Source organism: Flavobacterium sp. H4147 (assembly GCF_029360735.1).
Taxonomy (GTDB): domain Bacteria; phylum Bacteroidota; class Bacteroidia; order Flavobacteriales; family Flavobacteriaceae; genus Flavobacterium; species Flavobacterium endoglycinae.
The window spans coordinates 1,321,096-1,339,734 of sequence record NZ_JARKNB010000002.1 but is presented as its reverse complement, the minus strand read 5'-3'; the positions used below and the strand labels follow the sequence as shown (position 1 = coordinate 1,339,734).

General features: G+C 36.6%; 13 protein-coding genes and 1 tRNA gene. 2 read left to right on the top strand and 12 right to left on the bottom strand.

Features of this window, described 5'->3' with window-relative positions; genetic code table 11:
* Positions 1–6 precede the first annotated feature (6 nt).
* On the top strand, positions 7–1,200 hold the full coding sequence (egtB, locus tag P2W75_RS13685) for an ergothioneine biosynthesis protein EgtB (protein ID WP_276380872.1): 1,194 nt from the start codon (positions 7–9) through the stop codon (positions 1,198–1,200).
* A 266-nt stretch (positions 1,201–1,466) separates the two neighbouring features.
* On the opposite strand, the gene P2W75_RS13680 is transcribed toward egtB, so the two are convergent.
* Both P2W75_RS13680 and P2W75_RS13675 read right to left on the bottom strand, forming a co-directional pair.
* Positions 1,467–1,551 (bottom strand) — tRNA-Ser (locus tag P2W75_RS13680).
* 280 nt (positions 1,552–1,831) lie between these two features.
* Entirely contained in the window at positions 1,832–2,692 is an 861-nt protein-coding gene (locus P2W75_RS13675; RefSeq protein WP_276380871.1) for an AraC family transcriptional regulator, read from the bottom strand.
* Positions 2,693–2,829: 137 nt separating this feature from the next.
* On the opposite strand from P2W75_RS13675, the gene P2W75_RS13670 reads away from it, so the two are divergent.
* Positions 2,830–3,915: an L-dopachrome tautomerase-related protein gene (locus P2W75_RS13670; protein WP_276380870.1), complete on the top strand. Its 1,086-nt coding sequence runs from the start codon at positions 2,830–2,832 to the stop codon at positions 3,913–3,915.
* A 130-nt stretch (positions 3,916–4,045) separates the two neighbouring features.
* Here the strand turns inward: P2W75_RS13670 and P2W75_RS13665 are convergent, their stop codons facing one another.
* The 10 genes from P2W75_RS13665 to P2W75_RS13620 all read right to left on the bottom strand — a co-directional run bounded on the left by P2W75_RS13665 (position 4,046) and on the right by P2W75_RS13620 (position 18,639).
* On the bottom strand, positions 4,046–6,166 hold the full coding sequence (locus P2W75_RS13665) for a cation:proton antiporter (RefSeq protein WP_276380869.1): 2,121 nt from the start codon (positions 6,164–6,166) through the stop codon (positions 4,046–4,048).
* A 3-nt stretch (positions 6,167–6,169) separates the two neighbouring features.
* Positions 6,170–6,754, bottom strand: coding sequence for a hypothetical protein (locus tag P2W75_RS13660; RefSeq protein WP_276380868.1), 585 nt, complete (start codon positions 6,752–6,754; stop codon positions 6,170–6,172).
* Between the two features lie 337 nt (positions 6,755–7,091).
* Positions 7,092–8,309, bottom strand: coding sequence for a hypothetical protein (locus tag P2W75_RS13655; RefSeq protein WP_276380867.1), 1,218 nt, complete (start codon positions 8,307–8,309; stop codon positions 7,092–7,094).
* Between the two features lie 21 nt (positions 8,310–8,330).
* Positions 8,331–10,700, bottom strand: coding sequence for a TonB-dependent receptor (locus P2W75_RS13650; protein WP_276380866.1), 2,370 nt, complete (start codon positions 10,698–10,700; stop codon positions 8,331–8,333).
* Between the two features lie 110 nt (positions 10,701–10,810).
* Positions 10,811–11,902: a heparan-alpha-glucosaminide N-acetyltransferase domain-containing protein gene (locus P2W75_RS13645; protein ID WP_276380865.1), complete on the bottom strand. Its 1,092-nt coding sequence runs from the start codon at positions 11,900–11,902 to the stop codon at positions 10,811–10,813.
* A gap of 266 nt (positions 11,903–12,168) precedes the next feature.
* A complete protein-coding gene (locus P2W75_RS13640) occupies positions 12,169–13,584 on the bottom strand; it encodes an AMP-binding protein (RefSeq protein WP_276380864.1) in 1,416 nt (471 codons plus the stop codon).
* 15 nt (positions 13,585–13,599) lie between these two features.
* Complete coding sequence (locus P2W75_RS13635; RefSeq protein ID WP_012025162.1) at positions 13,600–13,842, bottom strand: acyl carrier protein; 243 nt, start codon at positions 13,840–13,842, stop codon at positions 13,600–13,602.
* Positions 13,843–14,053: 211 nt separating this feature from the next.
* Positions 14,054–15,460, bottom strand: coding sequence for an MATE family efflux transporter (locus tag P2W75_RS13630; RefSeq protein WP_276380863.1), 1,407 nt, complete (start codon positions 15,458–15,460; stop codon positions 14,054–14,056).
* Entirely contained in the window at positions 15,457–17,304 is a 1,848-nt protein-coding gene (locus P2W75_RS13625; RefSeq protein WP_276380862.1) for an IucA/IucC family siderophore biosynthesis protein, read from the bottom strand. The genes P2W75_RS13630 and P2W75_RS13625 overlap by 4 nt, the downstream gene beginning before the upstream one ends.
* A 12-nt stretch (positions 17,305–17,316) precedes the next feature.
* Positions 17,317–18,639: a lysine N(6)-hydroxylase/L-ornithine N(5)-oxygenase family protein gene (locus P2W75_RS13620; RefSeq protein ID WP_276380861.1), complete on the bottom strand. Its 1,323-nt coding sequence runs from the start codon at positions 18,637–18,639 to the stop codon at positions 17,317–17,319.

Genomic DNA, 18,639 nt, shown 5'->3' with positions numbered 1-18,639 from the left:
TATAGTATGGAAACATCAGTAAAAAATAAGGCACAGCTTCTGCTTGAGCAGTATAAAAAAATACGAAAACATTCGGAATCAATCTGCGGTCCACTGCAGACAGAAGATTATGTGGTTCAGCCAATTGAAGATGTCAGTCCTCCTAAATGGCATATGGGGCATACCACTTGGTTTTTTGAAACCTTCATTCTGATTCCTTATTTTGAAGGCTATCTGGAATTTAACCCGCAGTATAATTTTGTTTTTAACAGCTATTATGAAACTGTAGGAGCAAGGGTAGTGCGCACAGACCGAGGTAATTTAAGCCGACCTTCGGTGTCGGATATTTATGCCTACCGATCTTATGTAGATGAACAGATGGAAAAATATCTGACTAAAGCTGTGATGTCTGATGAGATTTATGCTGTTTTAGAACTGGGATTAAACCATGAACAGCAGCATCAGGAGCTGTTGTTGACAGATATCAAATACATATTGGGTCACAATCCGCTCTTTCCCTTATATAGAGCAGACGATATTGGAGTTCAATCGAATCTTGCATCAGATCTGCAAGACAATTTAGATTTCATTGAAATGTCTGAAGGAATTTATGAGATAGGTTTCAGCGGTGCAGGTTTCAGCTTCGACAATGAATCAGGTCGCCATAAAAAGTATCTCGAGGCTTATCAGATCGCTGCATCACCCGTCACTAATGCTGAGTATTTTGAATTTATGCAGGACGGAGGATATGAAGATTTTAGGCACTGGCATTCTGAAGGATGGGATTGGGTAAAGCAACACCAGGCCAGATCGCCACTTTACTGGCATTTTACAGATGGAGATTGGGGGTATTATAAGCTGTCTGGATTTCAGAGTATTAACTGGTCTGAAGCAGTCTGCCATGTGAATTTTTATGAAGCATCTGCTTTTGCTTCATGGAAAGGAATGCGCCTGCCCCTTGAAGAGGAATGGGAGGCTGCAAGCAGTCTTTTTGGCTGGGGTGAAAGATGGGAATGGACTAATAGCGCTTATCTTCCTTATCCGAGATACAACAAAGCCTCTGGCGCGATCGGGGAATACAACGGAAAGTTTATGGTGAATCAAATGGTTTTAAGAGGCAGTTCCATTGCTACGCCGAAAGGCCATAGTCGTTCAAGCTATCGCAATTTTTTCCATCCCAGACATCAGTGGCAATTCTCTGGAATTCGTCTGGTAAAATAAAGGCACAGTTGTAATCATGTGATAACTAATAAATATTTCATCGTTATTTTTTAGACCTTTTTGATCTATTTGATTTTGGAGGCATGAATAACCAGAATCTTTGAAATAAAAAAATATCGCTTACGTACATAATTTTTCTATTCAAAACTTTAAATATTGAAATTCATACAAAGACAAAACCCTGCAAATCGTATGATCTGCAGGGTTTTTTTGTTAATTTTTAGCCTTTTGTAAACTTTGAAAAGTTGTCCTTTAAGCTCTCTAAGCGGAGGAAGAGGGATTCGAACCCCCGGACCTGTTACAGTCAACAGTTTTCAAGACTGCCGCATTCGACCGCTCTGCCATTCCTCCAAAAATGTCGCTATCATTGTCTGATTGCGGGTGCAAATATAGAACGTTTTTTCGATTGTAGAAATTTTTTTTGCATTATTTATAAAGAAAATGACATCTGCTTCATAAGTAAAATAAAACCCAGTAAATTGCGTGTTAAAATAAAGTACTTAGAGAGCTGTAGGTGGGGCTTTCTTAATACTCCACGAAACTTGCAATGTCAAATTATTTGTAAATTCACCTCAAATTTTTGCGGCAGAAATAATATTAAGTCTATCATTTTTGTATCCTTTTACCTCAATTAATTAGAACTACGCTGATCTTTCTGGAAATCGATTCTATATTTTCGAGGACTTATTCCCCTTTTTAGCTTAAAGAATTTATTTAAATGGCTTTCATCCGTAAAACCAAGCTCGTCGGCAATTTCATTCATGCGGAGGTCACTGTATTTTAAACGGTGTTCTATAAGGGTAGCTTTGTAATTGTTGATGTAGGATTGCAGGGTTTCTCCATTATGCTGTTTAAAATATTTGCCCAGATAATTTTCAGAAATTCCAAATTCTTTGCAGATCCTCTCAGTGCGTATTGTGGCAGGCTGATAAATGTTACGCTGGATATAGTGCAGTATTTCCATAATCCGCTCCTCCGTTGTGCTTTCTATTTTATGAGGAAGATATTTGGCAATATTCCGAGCTACAATTACAATAAGAGTATTGATCAGCTGCATCGTTATTTCTTGCTGATGTAAATCATTGTTCACTGTTTCTCTCAGTAGAGCTTCCACTACAGGACGAATCAATGCTTTATCGCTTTGGTTTTTTAAGATGCAACCTGGTTTATGGTTTGCATTGTGAAGGATATATTCGAGACGACGTATAATATCCCCTGAAAATCCGTTTCTGCTGAGGTAAATGTTGCTGAAACGTAAAAAAAAGAATATAGAAGTTTCTTTAATAGAGAATTTACTGCAGTCCTGAGGTGTAATTAAAAACATGTGGTTTTCTTTATAGCTGAAACTATGCTGGTTAATGCAGTGTTCGCCGTTGCCAGACAAGACAAAGATCAGCTCAAAAAAGTTCTTTTTTCCTCTTGTATCGGGAAAAACATCCAATGTTTCAAAATGAATGGTGTAGGGTTCGTAAAGAAGATTTTCTAATGTCATAATTTAAGGGTCTTGTGGCAAATTTATACACTATAAAAGCAAATTTATACTACATAAACGGCTTTCTTTGGTATAATTTTGTCACTCAAGTTCCAGTTTGAGGAAATAATGTATTTAAATTTTAACCCATGAATATTATGAAAACATTTAAAAGCTTAATTGTATCTACAACAGCCAGTCTGTTTTTTTTCGGCAGTTATGCACAAGGTACTTCCACCGTTTTGAAAAGTGAGCCAAGATTAGCCAATAATTCTCTGGAAGTGGTAGCCAGATTCGATAAAACACGTCCCGGAAATGTGGCGGTGAGTGCTGATGGAAGGGTATTTGCAACGATTCATCCGCTTGGAGCTCCTAATGAACAGCTGGTCGAAATTATAAAAGGCAGAGCTGTCCCTTATCCTTCAGCTGACCTGCAGAAAAATGGAAAGGCAGCGAGTGCTGAAACTTTCGACACTCCGCTTGGAATAGTTGTCGACAAGAAAAACAATCTGTGGATGATTGATATGGGATTAGAGCTGGGCAGAACAAGGCTTTTCAGTTTTGATCTGAAGAAAAATCAAATTACAAACACAATTGAGTTTGACCAGATAATTGCGCCCAAAGGAAGCTTTATCCAGGATCTGGCCATCGATGAGTCAAGAGGATGGGTTTATTTGGCGGATATCTCAAATCCCGGAATAATTGCTTTTGATCTTTCTACCAAAACAGCAAGGCGTTTCAGCGGTGATAAGGCCCTGCAGTCAGAAGATGTGGATATGCTTATCGATGGAAAAGTGATCAACTTTGGCGGAAAACGAGCTAGGGTAGGGATTAATCCCATTACATTATCCGATGACAGAGAAACTATTTTCTTTGGCGCCATGAATGGCACTAAATGGTATCAGGTTCCAGCAAAATTATTCAGAGAAGGTGCAGATGATGAAACTATTGGTAAGTCGATTGTAAAATTTGGAGACAAGCCTATCAGCGATGGAGTGGTTACAGATCAGCACGGCAATCACTATATTACAAATCTTGGAGGTTTTGGTATAAGTAAATTGGATGCCTCGGGTCACTTGAAGGACTATATAACCGACCGTAAATTAAACTGGCCGGATAATCTTGCGCTTTCAAAAGATGGCTATTTGTATATTTCGGTTAACCAGCTCTATACTACCCCTGCGTTTACAGGCAGCTCAGACGCCGGCAAACCTCCCTATTTTATCTACCGAATTAAATTGTAATAGACAGGATTTTTTAATGATTATCCCGTCAATAAAAGCCCCGATTACAGATTGGGGCTTTTGAATATCCATGAAACATTCCGATTTTTGATTTTCGAAATTGATGCTCAAATTTATTTTTAGTATAAATTTATTTAAAAACTCTAGAAATCATTTTTCCAATTTCAGCAAAGTCATCATGATTAGCTACAGATCGTTTTTCAAGTGCAGTTTCATTTAATGTTCTATATGGATAGATTAATAGGTAATTATTACTATTCAAATTTATATTAAGAAATTCAGGAACTTCTCTCATCTTTTCAAAGTACGATCTCATGCCTCTGTCAGCCATAAAAATGATAAGGCCTTCATTTTCATTTATTGCTGCAGCGGCTGTTTGTGCCTGCTGCCATGAAGTAACAATATTGAATGTGGCTTCAATATTGTCTTTCTCACAGATTCGTTTTAAAATTCTGGCTGTGTTTTCATTAGTATAAAATATCATCTGCGCTCCAGAATTTTTGCAGATGTTCCAGACTCTGAGAAGTGAATGAAAAAATCCGGGTTCCTGCTCAGCATTTGCGGGTATAAGGACTGTATAACTTTTAATAGTTCCTATAGGCTGGGCTGCATGATACACAAGAATATTGCTTTGTTTATTCTGAAGATAACCTTTGTACAAGTTATAAATAAAGGAGGATGAAAAACCTTTATCATTTTCAATGCCTATTACAAGATCGGAAATATGCTGTTCTTTAATGACATTATTAATTCCGGAGACCGCATCAGAATCATGTCTGCTGATAGGGATAATTTTTGTATCAGCCGCAGCACCCATTTTGACGGCTGCATCTAAGAGAATTTCGGCATTTTTAGCAGAAGATTCGTTTTTGTCTTCACTGATGACATTTAGCGCATACATACTATTATGATGGGATTTGGTCTTGATTAGCAGCCCAAGGTTCACCATTTTTTCCACCGTACTTTCATGGTGGAGTGCCAGCAGAATTTTATCTTTTTCCTCGGTTTCACCTGAAACGGTATTTTCTTTTTCTTTTTCGGCAATACGCTGGGCAGATGCCATTGATACAAATGAAGATATGGTGCAGGAAATCAGGATCAGAAGTATGCTTCCGTTCAGCACGTGTTCGTTTAATAATCGTACAGGTTCACCCGCTTCATTTTCTGAAAGTATAATATTATAACCCACCATAACAGACGCAAGTGTAGCGGCCGCAGAGGCAGCACTGAGACCGAATATTAATTTACCTTCGTCATCTGTAAAACGGAAAGTTTTCTGCGTTGCAACAGCGGCAAGATATTTTCCTCCAATTGATGCGCCAAGCATCACTGCAGCTACGCCGAGTGTTTCCCAGCTTTTAAAGAAGGCGTTAAAGTCTATCAGCATTCCCACGCTGATAAGAAAGAAGGGAATGAATATAGCATTGCCGACAAATTCCACACGGTTCATCAAAGAAGAGGTATGAGGTATAAGCCTGTTGAGTGCCAGTCCTGCAAAAAAGGCACCGATAATAGCTTCAATGCCTGCCAGTTCAGCCATCAGCGCGGCCATATAAATCATAACAAGCACGAATATATACTGTGATATTTTATCCTGCACATTTTTAAAAAACCAGCGGGCTATTACAGGAAACAGCATCAGTACAATAACACCAAAAAGAATCATAGAGATGGAAAGTTTGATCCAGAAAGATGATCCTACGTCTCCCTGTGACATGCCGACTACCACGGCCAGAACTACTAAAGAAAGCACATCGGTTATCATCGTTCCTCCAACGGTAATATTTACAGCTAGATTTCGGGTGATGCCCAATGAACTTACCATTGGATATACAATGAGTGTGTGGGAAGAGAATAAACTGGCAAAAAGAACGCAGGTAAGCATGTTAAAGCCTAATATGTAATATCCTCCTGCGAGCCCCAGTAGAAAGGGTACAGCAAAAGTATAGATGGAAAAAGTGATGCTCTTCCATTTATTCTTTTTAAAATCTCCCATGTTAATCTCTAATCCAGCCAAAAACATAATATATAAAAGCCCTGTTGTGCCTGTTACTACAACACTGCTGTCTCTCGAGAGAATATGAAAACCATTTGGGCCCACTACAGCACCGGCAATTAACAGTCCTAAAAGATGCGGTACTTTAATTTTATTGAGCAGGAGCGGTATGCAGAGAATAATGATAAGTTCCAGAAGAAATTTTAAAAGCGGATCTTCAATAGGAAAGGTAATATGCTGTATACTTAAAAACATAGATTATTTTTTTGGAGAAGGAGAAAGCTCAACGGAGAATTTTACAAGACAATCGTCCTGTCCTGAAAGTGACTGAGTGCCTTTAATTACTTTTTTGCTGAAATTATCCAATAGGGCAGTTGTCTTATTATTTCTTGCGGCAGTGCTGTCTGCTAAATATATATATAGCCTGGCTTTTCCATCCTTGTATTCAGCCCTGAATGTGCGTTTAAGTTTATTATTGTCCATAACATTGACAATCGGGCCTATACTGTCATTGGAAAAAATCCATTTTTCAGTGCGCTGATCGCCTATGACATAGGTTCCGCATGCAGATTCGCGACAGACCAGTTTACTATTCCAGCTTCCTGTGAGACTGTCCGGCCAGAATCTCTTAATAGAATCCGTACTTTCTTTTTTCGTCAAAAGAGCCAGCTCCAGGCTGTCGCGGAGCCTTAAAAGGTTTTTATAGTCTTCTTCCTTTGCCGAAAACTCTTTTTCCAAAAGTATTAGTTTTTGTTCCCTGGCTTCAAGATCGTTCTCTTTTGTGCCATTGCACGAAGCAAAAAGAACTATTATAAATACAGTTGCAGCGTTTAATATTTTCATAGTTTGATATTTACCTTTCAAGTTATGAAATTATCCTGATATTAAAATAAGGATGGCTGCGTTAATGTTATATTTTAACATGTTTTTGCATTTTTTACATGTTTAGTTGCTAAGTTTATTAAAGCATATTTTCGTTATAGAATTCAGTAAAAAAAGGATTTTAAATTTGTAAAAAATACTTGAGAAATTTAAATTCTACAAGGACCTGATTAAGTATACCCAGAAAAATATAAAAAGAGAAAAGACCCTATCTTTTAATGGGGTCTTTTCTCTCTGCATGATAATTTAATTTCTCTTAAGAATTAAAGTGAAATCTAAAATAAAGTGAATGTGGATATTAGCGTAATCTTCCAACAAATATTAAACTACCGCCAAGAGCTTCAGAAACAGCTTCAAACTCAGCGGCTCCTTTTTGTTTTAAAAGGCTGAATTTACCATCAGGAGCTGTGATATTTCCATAATATTCCACTCCGTCAATTGTACCAACAGTATATACGGTACCATATTTTTCAAAAGAAGTAAATGGCTCAACTTTTAATGTTTTTAAATCTACAAGAGCAAATTTTGTTGGAGCATTGTACCAATCAGCTGGTTTTGCAGGCGGCGTAAATGTATTATCCAGATACTGCGCAAGAGCTTTACCTCCGTTAACGTAAGCTACTACGTTTACCGAATGCGCATTTAAAGGAGTTTTTAAGTCTACAAAGAAGTTTGGATCAAATGTCCCGTCAGGATTAACTTTTAATAATGCTCCTGCTGGCGGAGCTCCAGTAACTGTGCTGTAATCTAATGAAAGTGATGTAGCACGTGAAGGTCTGTAGTACAGAGTTCCATCATCACCTTTAGCAAATGTATCATATCCCATTGACATACGAGTATCTTTAACATAAGTAACTACTTTTGAGGCAATATCAAAAACGGCGATCTGAGCATATTGTGGAAACTTGTTATAATCGGTAGGAGTTGCAGCAACCGGTAGAATAATTTTTTTAGCAGAAGTAACATAACTCATATAAGTTGATGTTTTAACAGCTGGATCATTACTTAACGGCAGCGGAGTTACTGTGATAGTTTCTGTAATACTCATAGTCGTTGGATTGAACTTGATAATTTTTCCATCATTTAAAGCGAAAAAATAAGCTTCTGTTTCAGACACAAAAGCAGGAGGTCCAAAAGTACCGCTTACACCAGTTCCTGCAAGACTTAAAGCATCTGAAGCCGAAATTTTCATTTCGTTGCTTACATTATATCTTGTTAATGTTGAAGCTGTACCATTCCAAACATACGGATGTTCGCCATAAGAATAGATTGTAGCTCCGGGACCAATCTCTGTCATTGTTTTATAGTCAAGAGTTGAAGGGAATTTATCATATGCTCCTAAATAAAAAACTCTTCCTGATGGAGTATTTACACGAACAGATGCAATAACGGCAGGATTATTACCCTGACCTTCGTCATCTGTCTTATTATCATCTGAACTGCATGATGTTAATGCGAATAGTGAACACATTAGAGCTAATGCCGCATTTTTTATAAAAAATCGATTTGTTTTCATATTTACTGGTTATATAATTAATTAAAATTGCGTTACTAATTTGATATTAAACGATCTTCCCGGTTTTTGAACACCAAAGAAGTCATAATTTTTTTCATTGCTTAAATTTTGAATTTCTGCGGTTAAAGCATATTTAATCCCATTTATATTGCTGTGATAGGTCGTTCCAAAATCAAAAGTCTGCTGGCTCGGAATAACAAATGGATTTACAGAAGCACTTTCCCAGCTTCTAAAAAACTCATATACATATCTTGCGTCAAGGAAAAGGGATAATTTATCTGACTTGCCGATTAGGTTGAAGAATGAGTAATTAACGCCTCCGTTAGCAAAAAAATAGGGCTGATTAGGAACTCTGTCGCCTTTATAAGCGGCAAATATTCCTTCGTTCGAATCGTTATAAAAATGCTGATACGTACTGTTTGCGTGAAATGAAAGTCGGTCATTTTTAGAAGTCCAATTTCCAGCCAATTCAATTCCTTTAGAAGTAGCAGCAAATACATTTTGATAGATATTATTTCGGTCCAGAGCTGGAACAAATAAGATTTGATTGTCTATTTTTCTTAAAAAGACATTCGTCTGAACCTGCCAGGCGCTCTTTTCATAATTTTCTTTAGACTTGAAGAAAAGTTCAAAATTAACGTTGTGGCTGCGTTCCGGTTTTAAGTTTAGGTTGCCTTGTATAAATTGTCCGTCTCCAAATAACTCGTCTGTTTGTGGTAAACGTGTAGCGTATTCATATGTTAATCTCGTGGCAAATTGTTCATTAAATTTAAAGCGAAATCCGTCTCCAAAACCAAAATAGTTTACGCTTCGGTCTTCTTTTATTACCGAATTATTGGAAGGTATTTTTTCTTCGGAATTGATTTTCTGTAGATAATTTTTAACAAAGAAAAGATTCTCTAATTTTTCATTAAATGCATTTATTTTAAAATCTGCACCATTAACCCATGTAAATAAATCTCTTACAGCGCTCGCCGGATCATAACCAGTAATAAGTCTGTCATCTCCAGTTTGGTTGGAGTAGGTAGGTGCCGAAGTAAAACTTACAGCGTATTGATCACTGATTTTCCATGAAGCTTTTAGACGAGCGAAAACATCATTATTCCACGTATACGTATCACTTGGACCAGTAGATTCCGAAATCTCCCCGCTGACATTTCCAGCAGAATCTTCAATACGTTGACCGTACCAATTGTAAACGTAATCAGATACATCTTTAAATTGGCGTTCTCTGTAATTATATACTGAAGTAAAATCTAAATTAAAATTTTCACCAAAATCATTGCGATAGGTAAGGACAGTTCCAGCTGCTTTTCGGTAGGTCATAACTTCTCCATAAGGAACTCCAACCATTAATTGATTGTGCTGAATTTCTTTTGTGTAATCGGTATAAAAACCTTCGATGCTTAATTCTTTTGCCCAGATTCTGTCTTTAACACCTGTTATTAACTGCAATCCGTAGCCTTTGTAGGCATCATGAAATCGGCGTACCGTTACTTTTTTGATCTTTCCGGCATCATCCGGAACATCAACATCTACTTTATAGTTGTTTTGAGAGGTGTCGTAAAATCCGTTTCCTTTTATAAAAAATCCAGTCTTTTCATTGTAATTGCTAAGTATCAATGATGTTCTATAGGTTCCAAAAGATCCTGCCTGAGCCGAAAAAGAACCGCTAAAACCAGATTTTATTTTTGGAGTAATTAAATTGACAGCTCCGCCAAGTGCATCTGCTCCAAATTCGATAGGAACAACACCTTTATAAACTTCAACACGATCAATTAAATTTACGGGAACTGTTGAAATCCCGAAAGTATAACCGTGATATTCCAAAGGAATTCCCTCAAGGAAAAATCGGATTTGATTTCCTGTCAGTCCATTCATCGAAAAATTTGTTCTTGAGCCTAAACCTCCTGTACGTCTAACATTAATACCCTGAGTTTGGGCAAGCACTTCACCTAAATCAGCAGTTTTAAACTTAGCTTCTTTCATTTCTATTACAGAAACGGCTTGCGCTGTTTCTTCTTTTTTTCTTTTTTCAGATACACCTTTTACCACTACGTCATTTAATTTTTCTGCTTCTTTTGATGTATTATGAACTTTTTCTAAAGTTGTAGTAACCGAATTATTCTGAGAATTTTCTAAAACAATTGTCTGCTTCCTTGAAATAAATCCCTCTAAACTCACTTCTATAGTATAGCTTCCTTTTGCGAGATTCTCTATTTGATAAAATCCGTCAGCATTTGTTGCTGCATTTATCGGTGTACCTAATAGCTGAATGTTAACATCGCTTAACGGGTTGCCGTATTCATCATTTACTTTACCAGTGATTGTGTTTTGCGCGATTAAAAATGTCGACGAGAGAATAAAAAGCAATACTAATTTGAACCTCATGGAATGTACTTAAAATTAAGAAATTATTCTTATTTAGAATAAATAAAAATTCAAAAGTATGAAATTATCTATTAATAATATCCCAATCGGAAAACAAAAAATGTAAATTTTTAATTTAAAACTTCTACAGCCTTTGATTTCTGGCTTTTTTTTCTCAATAAATCTAAAAGGATCTGCACTGAAAAAGTCAATATGATATACATTCCTATAAGCGCCAGTACAGTTGTTATTCCATTTTCTCTAAAACCGAAAATACCTTTTCCCCAAGAAATCAATATCCATTGTGTCATATACATAGAAGTCAGGTTCTTGCTGCAATATTTTAAAAGTTTCATGAACTTATTTTCTTTGATATTTACAGATATTTTAAAAATAACCCATAGAAAAATTAAAGTCCATCCTGCGAAATAAAGTACTCCGCCCGGACCCATGTGGTAAAAACCATTGTAATTGTAATCTCCGTAAATAAAAACAAGTGGTGCGCCTATTGCAGCGAAGGGAATGCCGATATACAGCATATTTTTGAACAACTGCGGTCTGTTATAATTAAGTTCCTGATACCATTTTCCAAAAAACATTCCGATGATAATAAAAGACATCCAGGGAAAAACAGGAAAATAAACATAAGCCGGAAAATCATTATTGAAAAGAAGATCAAAAACATAATTAACAACAGGAATATCAATATTGATACCGCTGACTTCTCTGGAAACTAAAGCGACTAATAAGCCAATAGCTAAGATTCCGTATTTATTGGTAACGTATTTTCTAATAAAACCAACGAACAGCAAAGACATTCCTGCCAATTGAAGAATATCGCCCAATAACATTAAATACAAATACTGCTGTTCGATTGGTGCGTGCCAGCCGTATCGCTGTATAAAATTATGGGGCGCAAAACCAAAGATTACCGGAAAAATAAATTTTAAGAAATTCATAAAAAGGGCTGCTCCCAAAAGCATTCCGCCTCGAGTTATAGAACTTTTAAGGCTTTGATGACGTGAGGTCATAAATGTTATTCCCATGCAGATTAGGAAAATAGAGGTTCCTCTGCCCAGAAAAACAATAAAAAGGCCAATAGCACTTTCTGACTGTGATTTGACATCTGCAAATGTAAGCAGTGTATGTATAATGATCATTCCTATAACACTCATTCCTTTTATTAAATCCAGTGCTGGGATTCTTTTACTTTGCTGTTCCATGGTTTTGTTTTTATTTTAGGTTTATATAACCTAATTGTTAGTTAGATACTTTTAAGTGAAATTATTTTTTAACACATAGAAACATAGTTTTTTAACTTAAAAAAGGTGTTTCACTAGTTTAAATTCACATAGTTTTATCTCTATGTGGAAAAATGTTTCTTCGATACTCTTTTTCGATGTAAGCCCTATAGCTATTGGACTATGTCTCTATGTGCTAAAATATTTGTGTGTTTTAATTTCACCAATGGATTATTAAATATTAAAAATTACCCGACAACTGTTTTGGCGGCTGCAAATGAATTTTCGTTTTCGTTGATGTATCTGTTTATAGCCGGATAATCGACTTTACCATTAACAGTGAGGGGTACTTCATCGAAGTAATAGTTTTTTATAGAACTGGCATGTAATCCCAGTTTTTCTTTTATTACCTGTGTTATGGTTTCACGCTGTAAAGAAGGATCCTGATGTATCACACCAATATATTTGTCCTGAACGCTTATACAGATAAAGGTTTGTCCGCCCAATTGATTTTTAAGTAAAACCTCTACTTCATCAAGGTTTAAGCGGACACCAAATAATTTCATGATACGTTTAATACGTCCTTTAATGTGATAGTAACCCAATTCATCTTTTTCCGCCAGATCGCCGGTATACAATTTGTCAGTATGATCGTAATGCTGTAGATCGAAAATGTTGTTGGCATAACCTCCGGAAACATTAGGGCCGTAATAAATAAGTTCTCCTGTGTTTTCATCAATTTCAAATCTTCCATTTTTCACCGGAAATCCAATTGATGTTCCTTTGGTCTTAAAATCGTTTGGCGGTAAAAAAGCCATTCTGCCGCTGGCTTCCGTTTGTCCATATTGAGCAAAAAACTGTTTGTTGTAAATGTGGGTATAATTTGAAATGACGTTTGCCAGTTCCTGATTCAGCATTCCTCCCGTATGGGTGAAATAACGAACAGAAGGCGTGTCTTTTTTGAAGAAACCAAAACGCTGCAGTAACTCGTAAAAATAAGGAACACCACTTAAGGTCGAATAGCCGTATTCAGTAAGATCTGACCAGAATTCTTTTTGAAGCACATCTCTTTCAGTGCAGACAATTGTTTTTGCTTTTATGCAGTTTGTTGTAAAAATCGAAAAACCATACACAAAATTAATGGGCACATTTAACGGAACAATATCGTGTTCCGTTATTGGCATGTACTCCATGATAGATAAAGCATTCTGTACCAGATTATCATCTGAGATCTTAACAAATTTAGGCGACCCGGTGGTTCCTGATGTACTCATTAAAAGTTTAACGTCACCATGAATAGGGTAAAGGCGAATTTCGTTTCTTTTAAAAACGGAAATGTCTTTAGAAACCTGCTTTACATCATATTCTTCAACAACCGTTCTAGACGGATCGAAGATATAAGCTGGTTTGTATTCCTTTTCCAGGTTTTGTTTAAACTCAGGATGCAGCCCCGAATTAAGCAGCGCCACAGTGTACTTTTTTTGATAAAAATTCAAAAACGCTTCAATTGCCGGCAGCTGATTGTCATTGTAAATGAAAACCACGGCACGCAGATCTTCAATATCTAAAGATTCGTGTATATCGTTAAACGTTTTAACAACCTTGGTGTCTGCATCTATAAAATTTAATTTTTTATTTTTTTGAATTAAATCATAAAGTCCCATACTTTTTCTTTTGAATTATTGGATTTCTACTCCGTTTTTCTTCAATATTGCTTTTATTTTATCGATGTTTCCCATTTCCAAAATATCTTCCATAGAAATTGAAACATTATAAAAACGTTCTAGTTCCTCAACTAAAAGCAAATGGCTCATAGAATCCCATTCTACAATACCCTGATATTCTAAATCCGGTGTAATTGATTCTACAGGGATTTCGAATGCAGTGGCAAAAACTTGATGTAATTCTTGTGTTGTACTCATAATGATTTTATTTTTTAATTTGTTTATGTTATTTGTTTTAACGTGTTGGTTTTAATTGTTTTAAATACATAGAAACATAGATTTTTATTTTATAAAAGGATAATTGAAAGAAACCAGTTTCTAGCACATATCTATGTGAATTAAGTAAAGTGAAACGCCTTTTCTCAAGTCAAAAAAACTATGTTTCTATGTGTTAAAAATTTATCTATTTTTAAACCTTAGTTAACTTCCATTTTCCTGTTCTGAATATTGTAATACAGCCAAAAGCCAATACAAGCTCTGAAAGTAATATCGCGGCAAAAATGCCTTTTGGACCAAATCCTAATGCTACTCCAAAGACATAGGAAAGCGGTATTTGTATCACGTAAAACATGAGGATGTAAAGCAGGGTAACAATCATAACTTTTCCAGAGGCATTAAGCGCTCTGGAAATAACCATTGTGTATCCCAGCAATACGTAAGCCATGGAAATAATGTGAATGTAGGTTGTGCTGTTATCGACTACTTCTGGCACGTCAGAAAAGATTCTCACCACAGGATCGGCCATAAAAATCCATCCAATTGCCACTGTAATCAAAAAACACATATTAATCATTCCGGCTCTCCAGACTGATTTTTCGGCTCTTTCGGGCTGTTGGGCACCCAGATTTTGTCCGGTTAAAATTCCGGCAGCATTTCCAATTCCCCAAGCCGGAGTAGTCACTATTGAAGCAACACGCTGTGCTATAATGTAACCTGCCAGAGCATTGCCTCCAAAATGAGAAACAATTTTGATCATAAACAGCCAGCTCGATGCAGGAATCAAATATTGCAGCATGCCTCCAAAAGTAAGTTTCATTACTTTTTGGAAAGTCTCACGGTGAATTGCCAACTGTTCTTTTCCAATTTGAATAATGGTTGTTCCTTTAATCAAATGAAAAGCTTGATAACAGACTCCGATAAAACGGGCCACAGCAGTAGCGATACCAACTCCCAATAGTCCGTAGGCAGGTATTGGTCCCCATCCAAAAATAAGGAGCGGGCACAAGAGTATGTTTAAAGCATTCGAAAGCCATAGCGTTCGCATTGCCATAGAAGCATAACCGGCACCGCGAAGAATACCGTTTAATGCAATGCGGATAATAATAAAGCCGCAGCTGGCAAACATTACCTTGGCATACAAACTGCCTTGTTCTATAACTGCCGGAGAAAGTCCTACTAATCCCAGGATTTCATTACTCCATATAAAACATATCAGGCTTATTAAAATACCGCTGATAACACTTATGTTTATTACCTGTCCGGCTGTGATGCTTGCGTCCTTAAAATTCTGCTCACCAACGCGTCTGGCAATTAAAGTCGAAGCCGCAATGCTTAAACCAATTGAAACCGAATACGAAAAGCTGATAACAGATTCTGTAGAACCGACAATAGAAACTGCTGCTGCACCAAGTTTGCTCACAAAAAACAAACTGGCACAAACAAAAACAGATTCCATTACGAGTTCTAAAACCATAGGAACGGCAAGCAATACAATGGCACGATTAATACTGCCCGAAGTGAATTTTTTCTCTCGTCCTAATACTGCGGTAAGAAACAAATCAGTATAGGATTGAAGCCTTAATACAACTACTTTCATGATTGGTGCTGTATTGTTTCGCTGATCTCTGTAAACTCGTTCATTTCATACTGTCTGATTACATAAAGCGGATTAGGAAGTTTGCTTCCTTTTTTCGGCACTGCAAAACCAGTTTGTTCAGCATATCCATTATTTAGCAGTTTCAGACTGTTGATATAGAATCGTTTAAACTCCGGTTCAAAAAGATTGTACTTTTCAAAACGGTCTGTCAGATGCGGATTGGCCTGCTGATATTCTTCAATTGAGCTTATAACCGTTTTCCAAAACAGATGTTCATCATAATCCATGTGCGTATGCAGAATGTCAGACAGATATCTAAAAAAGGCATCAAAAACACCAATCAAAATAAATAAAGGCGTATTTTCTTTATTAGAGGATTGAATAAGTCCGTCCTTAAGATCATCCGGTAATTTTGATTTGGCTTCTTCTGTCAAAACAATATCATCAACAAAATCTTTTATGATAATACGCTGTGGTACTCCATTTTTCATGACCAAAATAATATTTTCGCCATGAGGAGTTACACACAAGGAATGCTGATAATAAATATGAAGCAAAGGTTTTAAATAAGCTTCTAAATATTGCTCCAGCCAGTTTTGGATGCTTAGTCCAGAGACATTTATCAATTCCTGCAGAAAAGGACGATCGCTGTCATCAGTATATAAAAGAGAAGCCATCGTCATTAGGTTTTCTTCAGGTTTACGATATTTCTCTGCACTTTCTCTCCATAAGGCACCTAACATTTCGCGATAATGATATGGACTGTCAGCTATTGCATTGTACTGCGGATGACGATACGAAACCGTTGCCACTTCGCCCAAAAGCACCACTTCTTTTTCCTCAAAATAAGGATCTTTATCAAGCATCTCTTTTACCCATTTTGTCACTCTGGGCGCAATATCCATTTGTTTTGGAGAGAGTCCGCGGATATTTCCTGTACTCAAAATAGAGATGGCCGTTTTTACATAATGTTTGGAAGGATGGCTTAAATTAAAGAAAGTTCTAATGCTTTGCTGAGGCGAATATACATCGTCGTTTTTGCCCAAAATCACTAAATATTGGTGCGCCAGATCCTGATGAAACTGCAATAAGATTTTATTATTTAACTGCCACGGATGCACAGGAATAAAAACGTAATCTTCAACTACAAGATTTAAATTACGCAGCTTTTCCTGAAATCTGTTGTAAACTTCACGACCTAATTCTTCGGCATAAAAATCATTAAAATTGATCGTTTCCAAAGCGTTAAATGAAGCTCTTTTTTTTTGTGCAGCAAGCCAGTATAAATCGGTATTCTTATTGGCTTCGGGAGCATAATTATGATACTCGCTGTTGTTGAAACCAACACGTCCTTTATTAGCAATAACCCACGGATGACCTTCCATCTGGTGTTCGATAGTCTGATAATCCGCTTTTGTTAAATCAGCAGCACTTAACTTTTCGCGGGTATACAAATGTGCATCTGCATATAATGTATTGAGAAGTTCTTCGGTATATTTCGCCAGTGTAAAAGAATCGATGCCAAAGGTTTTTTGCAATTCCATAAAAAAACAAAGAACATCTTTTGCGGGCGCCGCTATTCCGTTTTCCCATCGCTGGATACTTTCTTTTTCAACATGATAATACTCCAAAAGTCTTGGATAAGCAGAAAAAGTGTAGTAAACCTCCGGAAGATCAGTTGTGAGTTTAAAATGTTTAACACCATCTTTACCGCCTGTAATTGTAGGTTTGGCAACATCTTCATGCATTAATTCGGCTAAACTCTTAGCCAGCAGATTAAGGTTTACCTTTTCCCAAACGTGAGCAGTAAAAACTTCTATGTGTGGTATTGTTTCTATATTCATTTTACATGTGTGTTAAAGACTAATTTCTTCTGCTTTTTCTGTTGCAATATGTGAAAGGTCAAAGTCCTGAAAAGCAATTCTCTTTTCTAGTTTATATACTTCACGTTTAGCCACTTCGTTAATGATATAGGAATTACGATATGCACCCATACCCAAATCAGAAGAAATGTAGCTGTGTGTATGGATTTCTGCGTTTTGAACAAAAATTTCACTGCCATTATTATCTATGGTATAGTTTCTTTTTACATCGTAACTGCCAGTCGAAGTTCTGCTGATGCGGTGCTGTATGTCTTTAAGAAATTGAGGTTCCTGATAATGATATCCGGTTCCTAAAATCACATAGTCGGCGTGGTCTGTAAACTTTTTGCGTTGTTCAACCTGTTCCAGATGCAATTCGTAATTATTGTGAATCCCTGCCGTTATATCATCCAATTGAATGTTCGGTCTTATTTTTACGCCAATGTCTTCATTGTCTACGCTGAGTGCATACATATAATCATAAATCTCATTTAGTAAATCAAAGTTGACTCCTTTAAATTGTGATTTCTGACGGTCCAGCATGACTTTTCGATCTGAAGATGACATTTGATGGAAATAATCGATATAATCCGGCGATGTATGTTCTAAAACAAGCTTAGAATATTCCATAGCAAAAAAGCGGTCAGGACGCGAATACCAATTCAGCTTTAAGGTTTTTGGTCTGTTTTGAAGCAGATCAAAGAATACTTCGGCAGCACTTTGCCCGGAACCAATTACAGTAACCGTGTCCTGTTCTAATATTTCTTCTTTTCTAAAAAGATAGCTTGACGTATGACAAACCTTTTCCATCTCATTTAAATCAACAAAATCAGGAAGTATAGGCACAGTACCGGTTCCTAATACTAATTTTTCGCTATAGTAGATTTTAGTCTGATCCTGATCTTTATGAAAAACATGTATTTCATAAAGACCGTCTTTATAATAAATTTCTCTTACGCTGGATGAAAAACGGCAGTTTTGCAGCTGTTTAATGACCCATTGGCAGTATAAATTGTACTCTTTGCGCAGTACGAAGAAATTTTCGCGGATAAAGAATTTATATAAACGATCTGTCTTTTTAAGGAAATTTAAAAAACTAAACTTGCTTGTAGGATCAGCCATGGAGACACAATCACATAAAAATGGAGTCTGCAGCGTAACATGGTCAAATAGCAGACCCGGATGCCAGTTGAATTGCTCTCTTTGGTCAAAAAAAAGTGATGAAACGTCATCAACCGGTTCTAACAAAGCGGCTAAACCTAAATTAAAAGGTCCAATACCGATGCCTATTAATGAATATACTTTACGATCTTCCAT

Coding starts and splice junctions, on each gene's coding strand:
- egtB (WP_276380872.1), top strand. CDS start 7: ATGGAAACATCAGTAAAAAATAAGGCACAGCTTCTGCTTGAGCAGTAT.
- P2W75_RS13675 (WP_276380871.1), bottom strand. CDS start 2,692: ATGACATTAGAAAATCTTCTTTACGAACCCTACACCATTCATTTTGAA.
- P2W75_RS13670 (WP_276380870.1), top strand. CDS start 2,830: ATGAAAACATTTAAAAGCTTAATTGTATCTACAACAGCCAGTCTGTTT.
- P2W75_RS13665 (WP_276380869.1), bottom strand. CDS start 6,166: ATGTTTTTAAGTATACAGCATATTACCTTTCCTATTGAAGATCCGCTT.
- P2W75_RS13660 (WP_276380868.1), bottom strand. CDS start 6,754: ATGAAAATATTAAACGCTGCAACTGTATTTATAATAGTTCTTTTTGCT.
- P2W75_RS13655 (WP_276380867.1), bottom strand. CDS start 8,309: ATGAAAACAAATCGATTTTTTATAAAAAATGCGGCATTAGCTCTAATG.
- P2W75_RS13650 (WP_276380866.1), bottom strand. CDS start 10,700: ATGAGGTTCAAATTAGTATTGCTTTTTATTCTCTCGTCGACATTTTTA.
- P2W75_RS13645 (WP_276380865.1), bottom strand. CDS start 11,902: ATGGAACAGCAAAGTAAAAGAATCCCAGCACTGGATTTAATAAAAGGA.
- P2W75_RS13640 (WP_276380864.1), bottom strand. CDS start 13,584: ATGGGACTTTATGATTTAATTCAAAAAAATAAAAAATTAAATTTTATA.
- P2W75_RS13635 (WP_012025162.1), bottom strand. CDS start 13,842: ATGAGTACAACACAAGAATTACATCAAGTTTTTGCCACTGCATTCGAA.
- P2W75_RS13630 (WP_276380863.1), bottom strand. CDS start 15,460: ATGAAAGTAGTTGTATTAAGGCTTCAATCCTATACTGATTTGTTTCTT.
- P2W75_RS13625 (WP_276380862.1), bottom strand. CDS start 17,304: ATGAATATAGAAACAATACCACACATAGAAGTTTTTACTGCTCACGTT.
- P2W75_RS13620 (WP_276380861.1), bottom strand. CDS start 18,639: ATGGAAGATCGTAAAGTATATTCATTAATAGGCATCGGTATTGGACCT.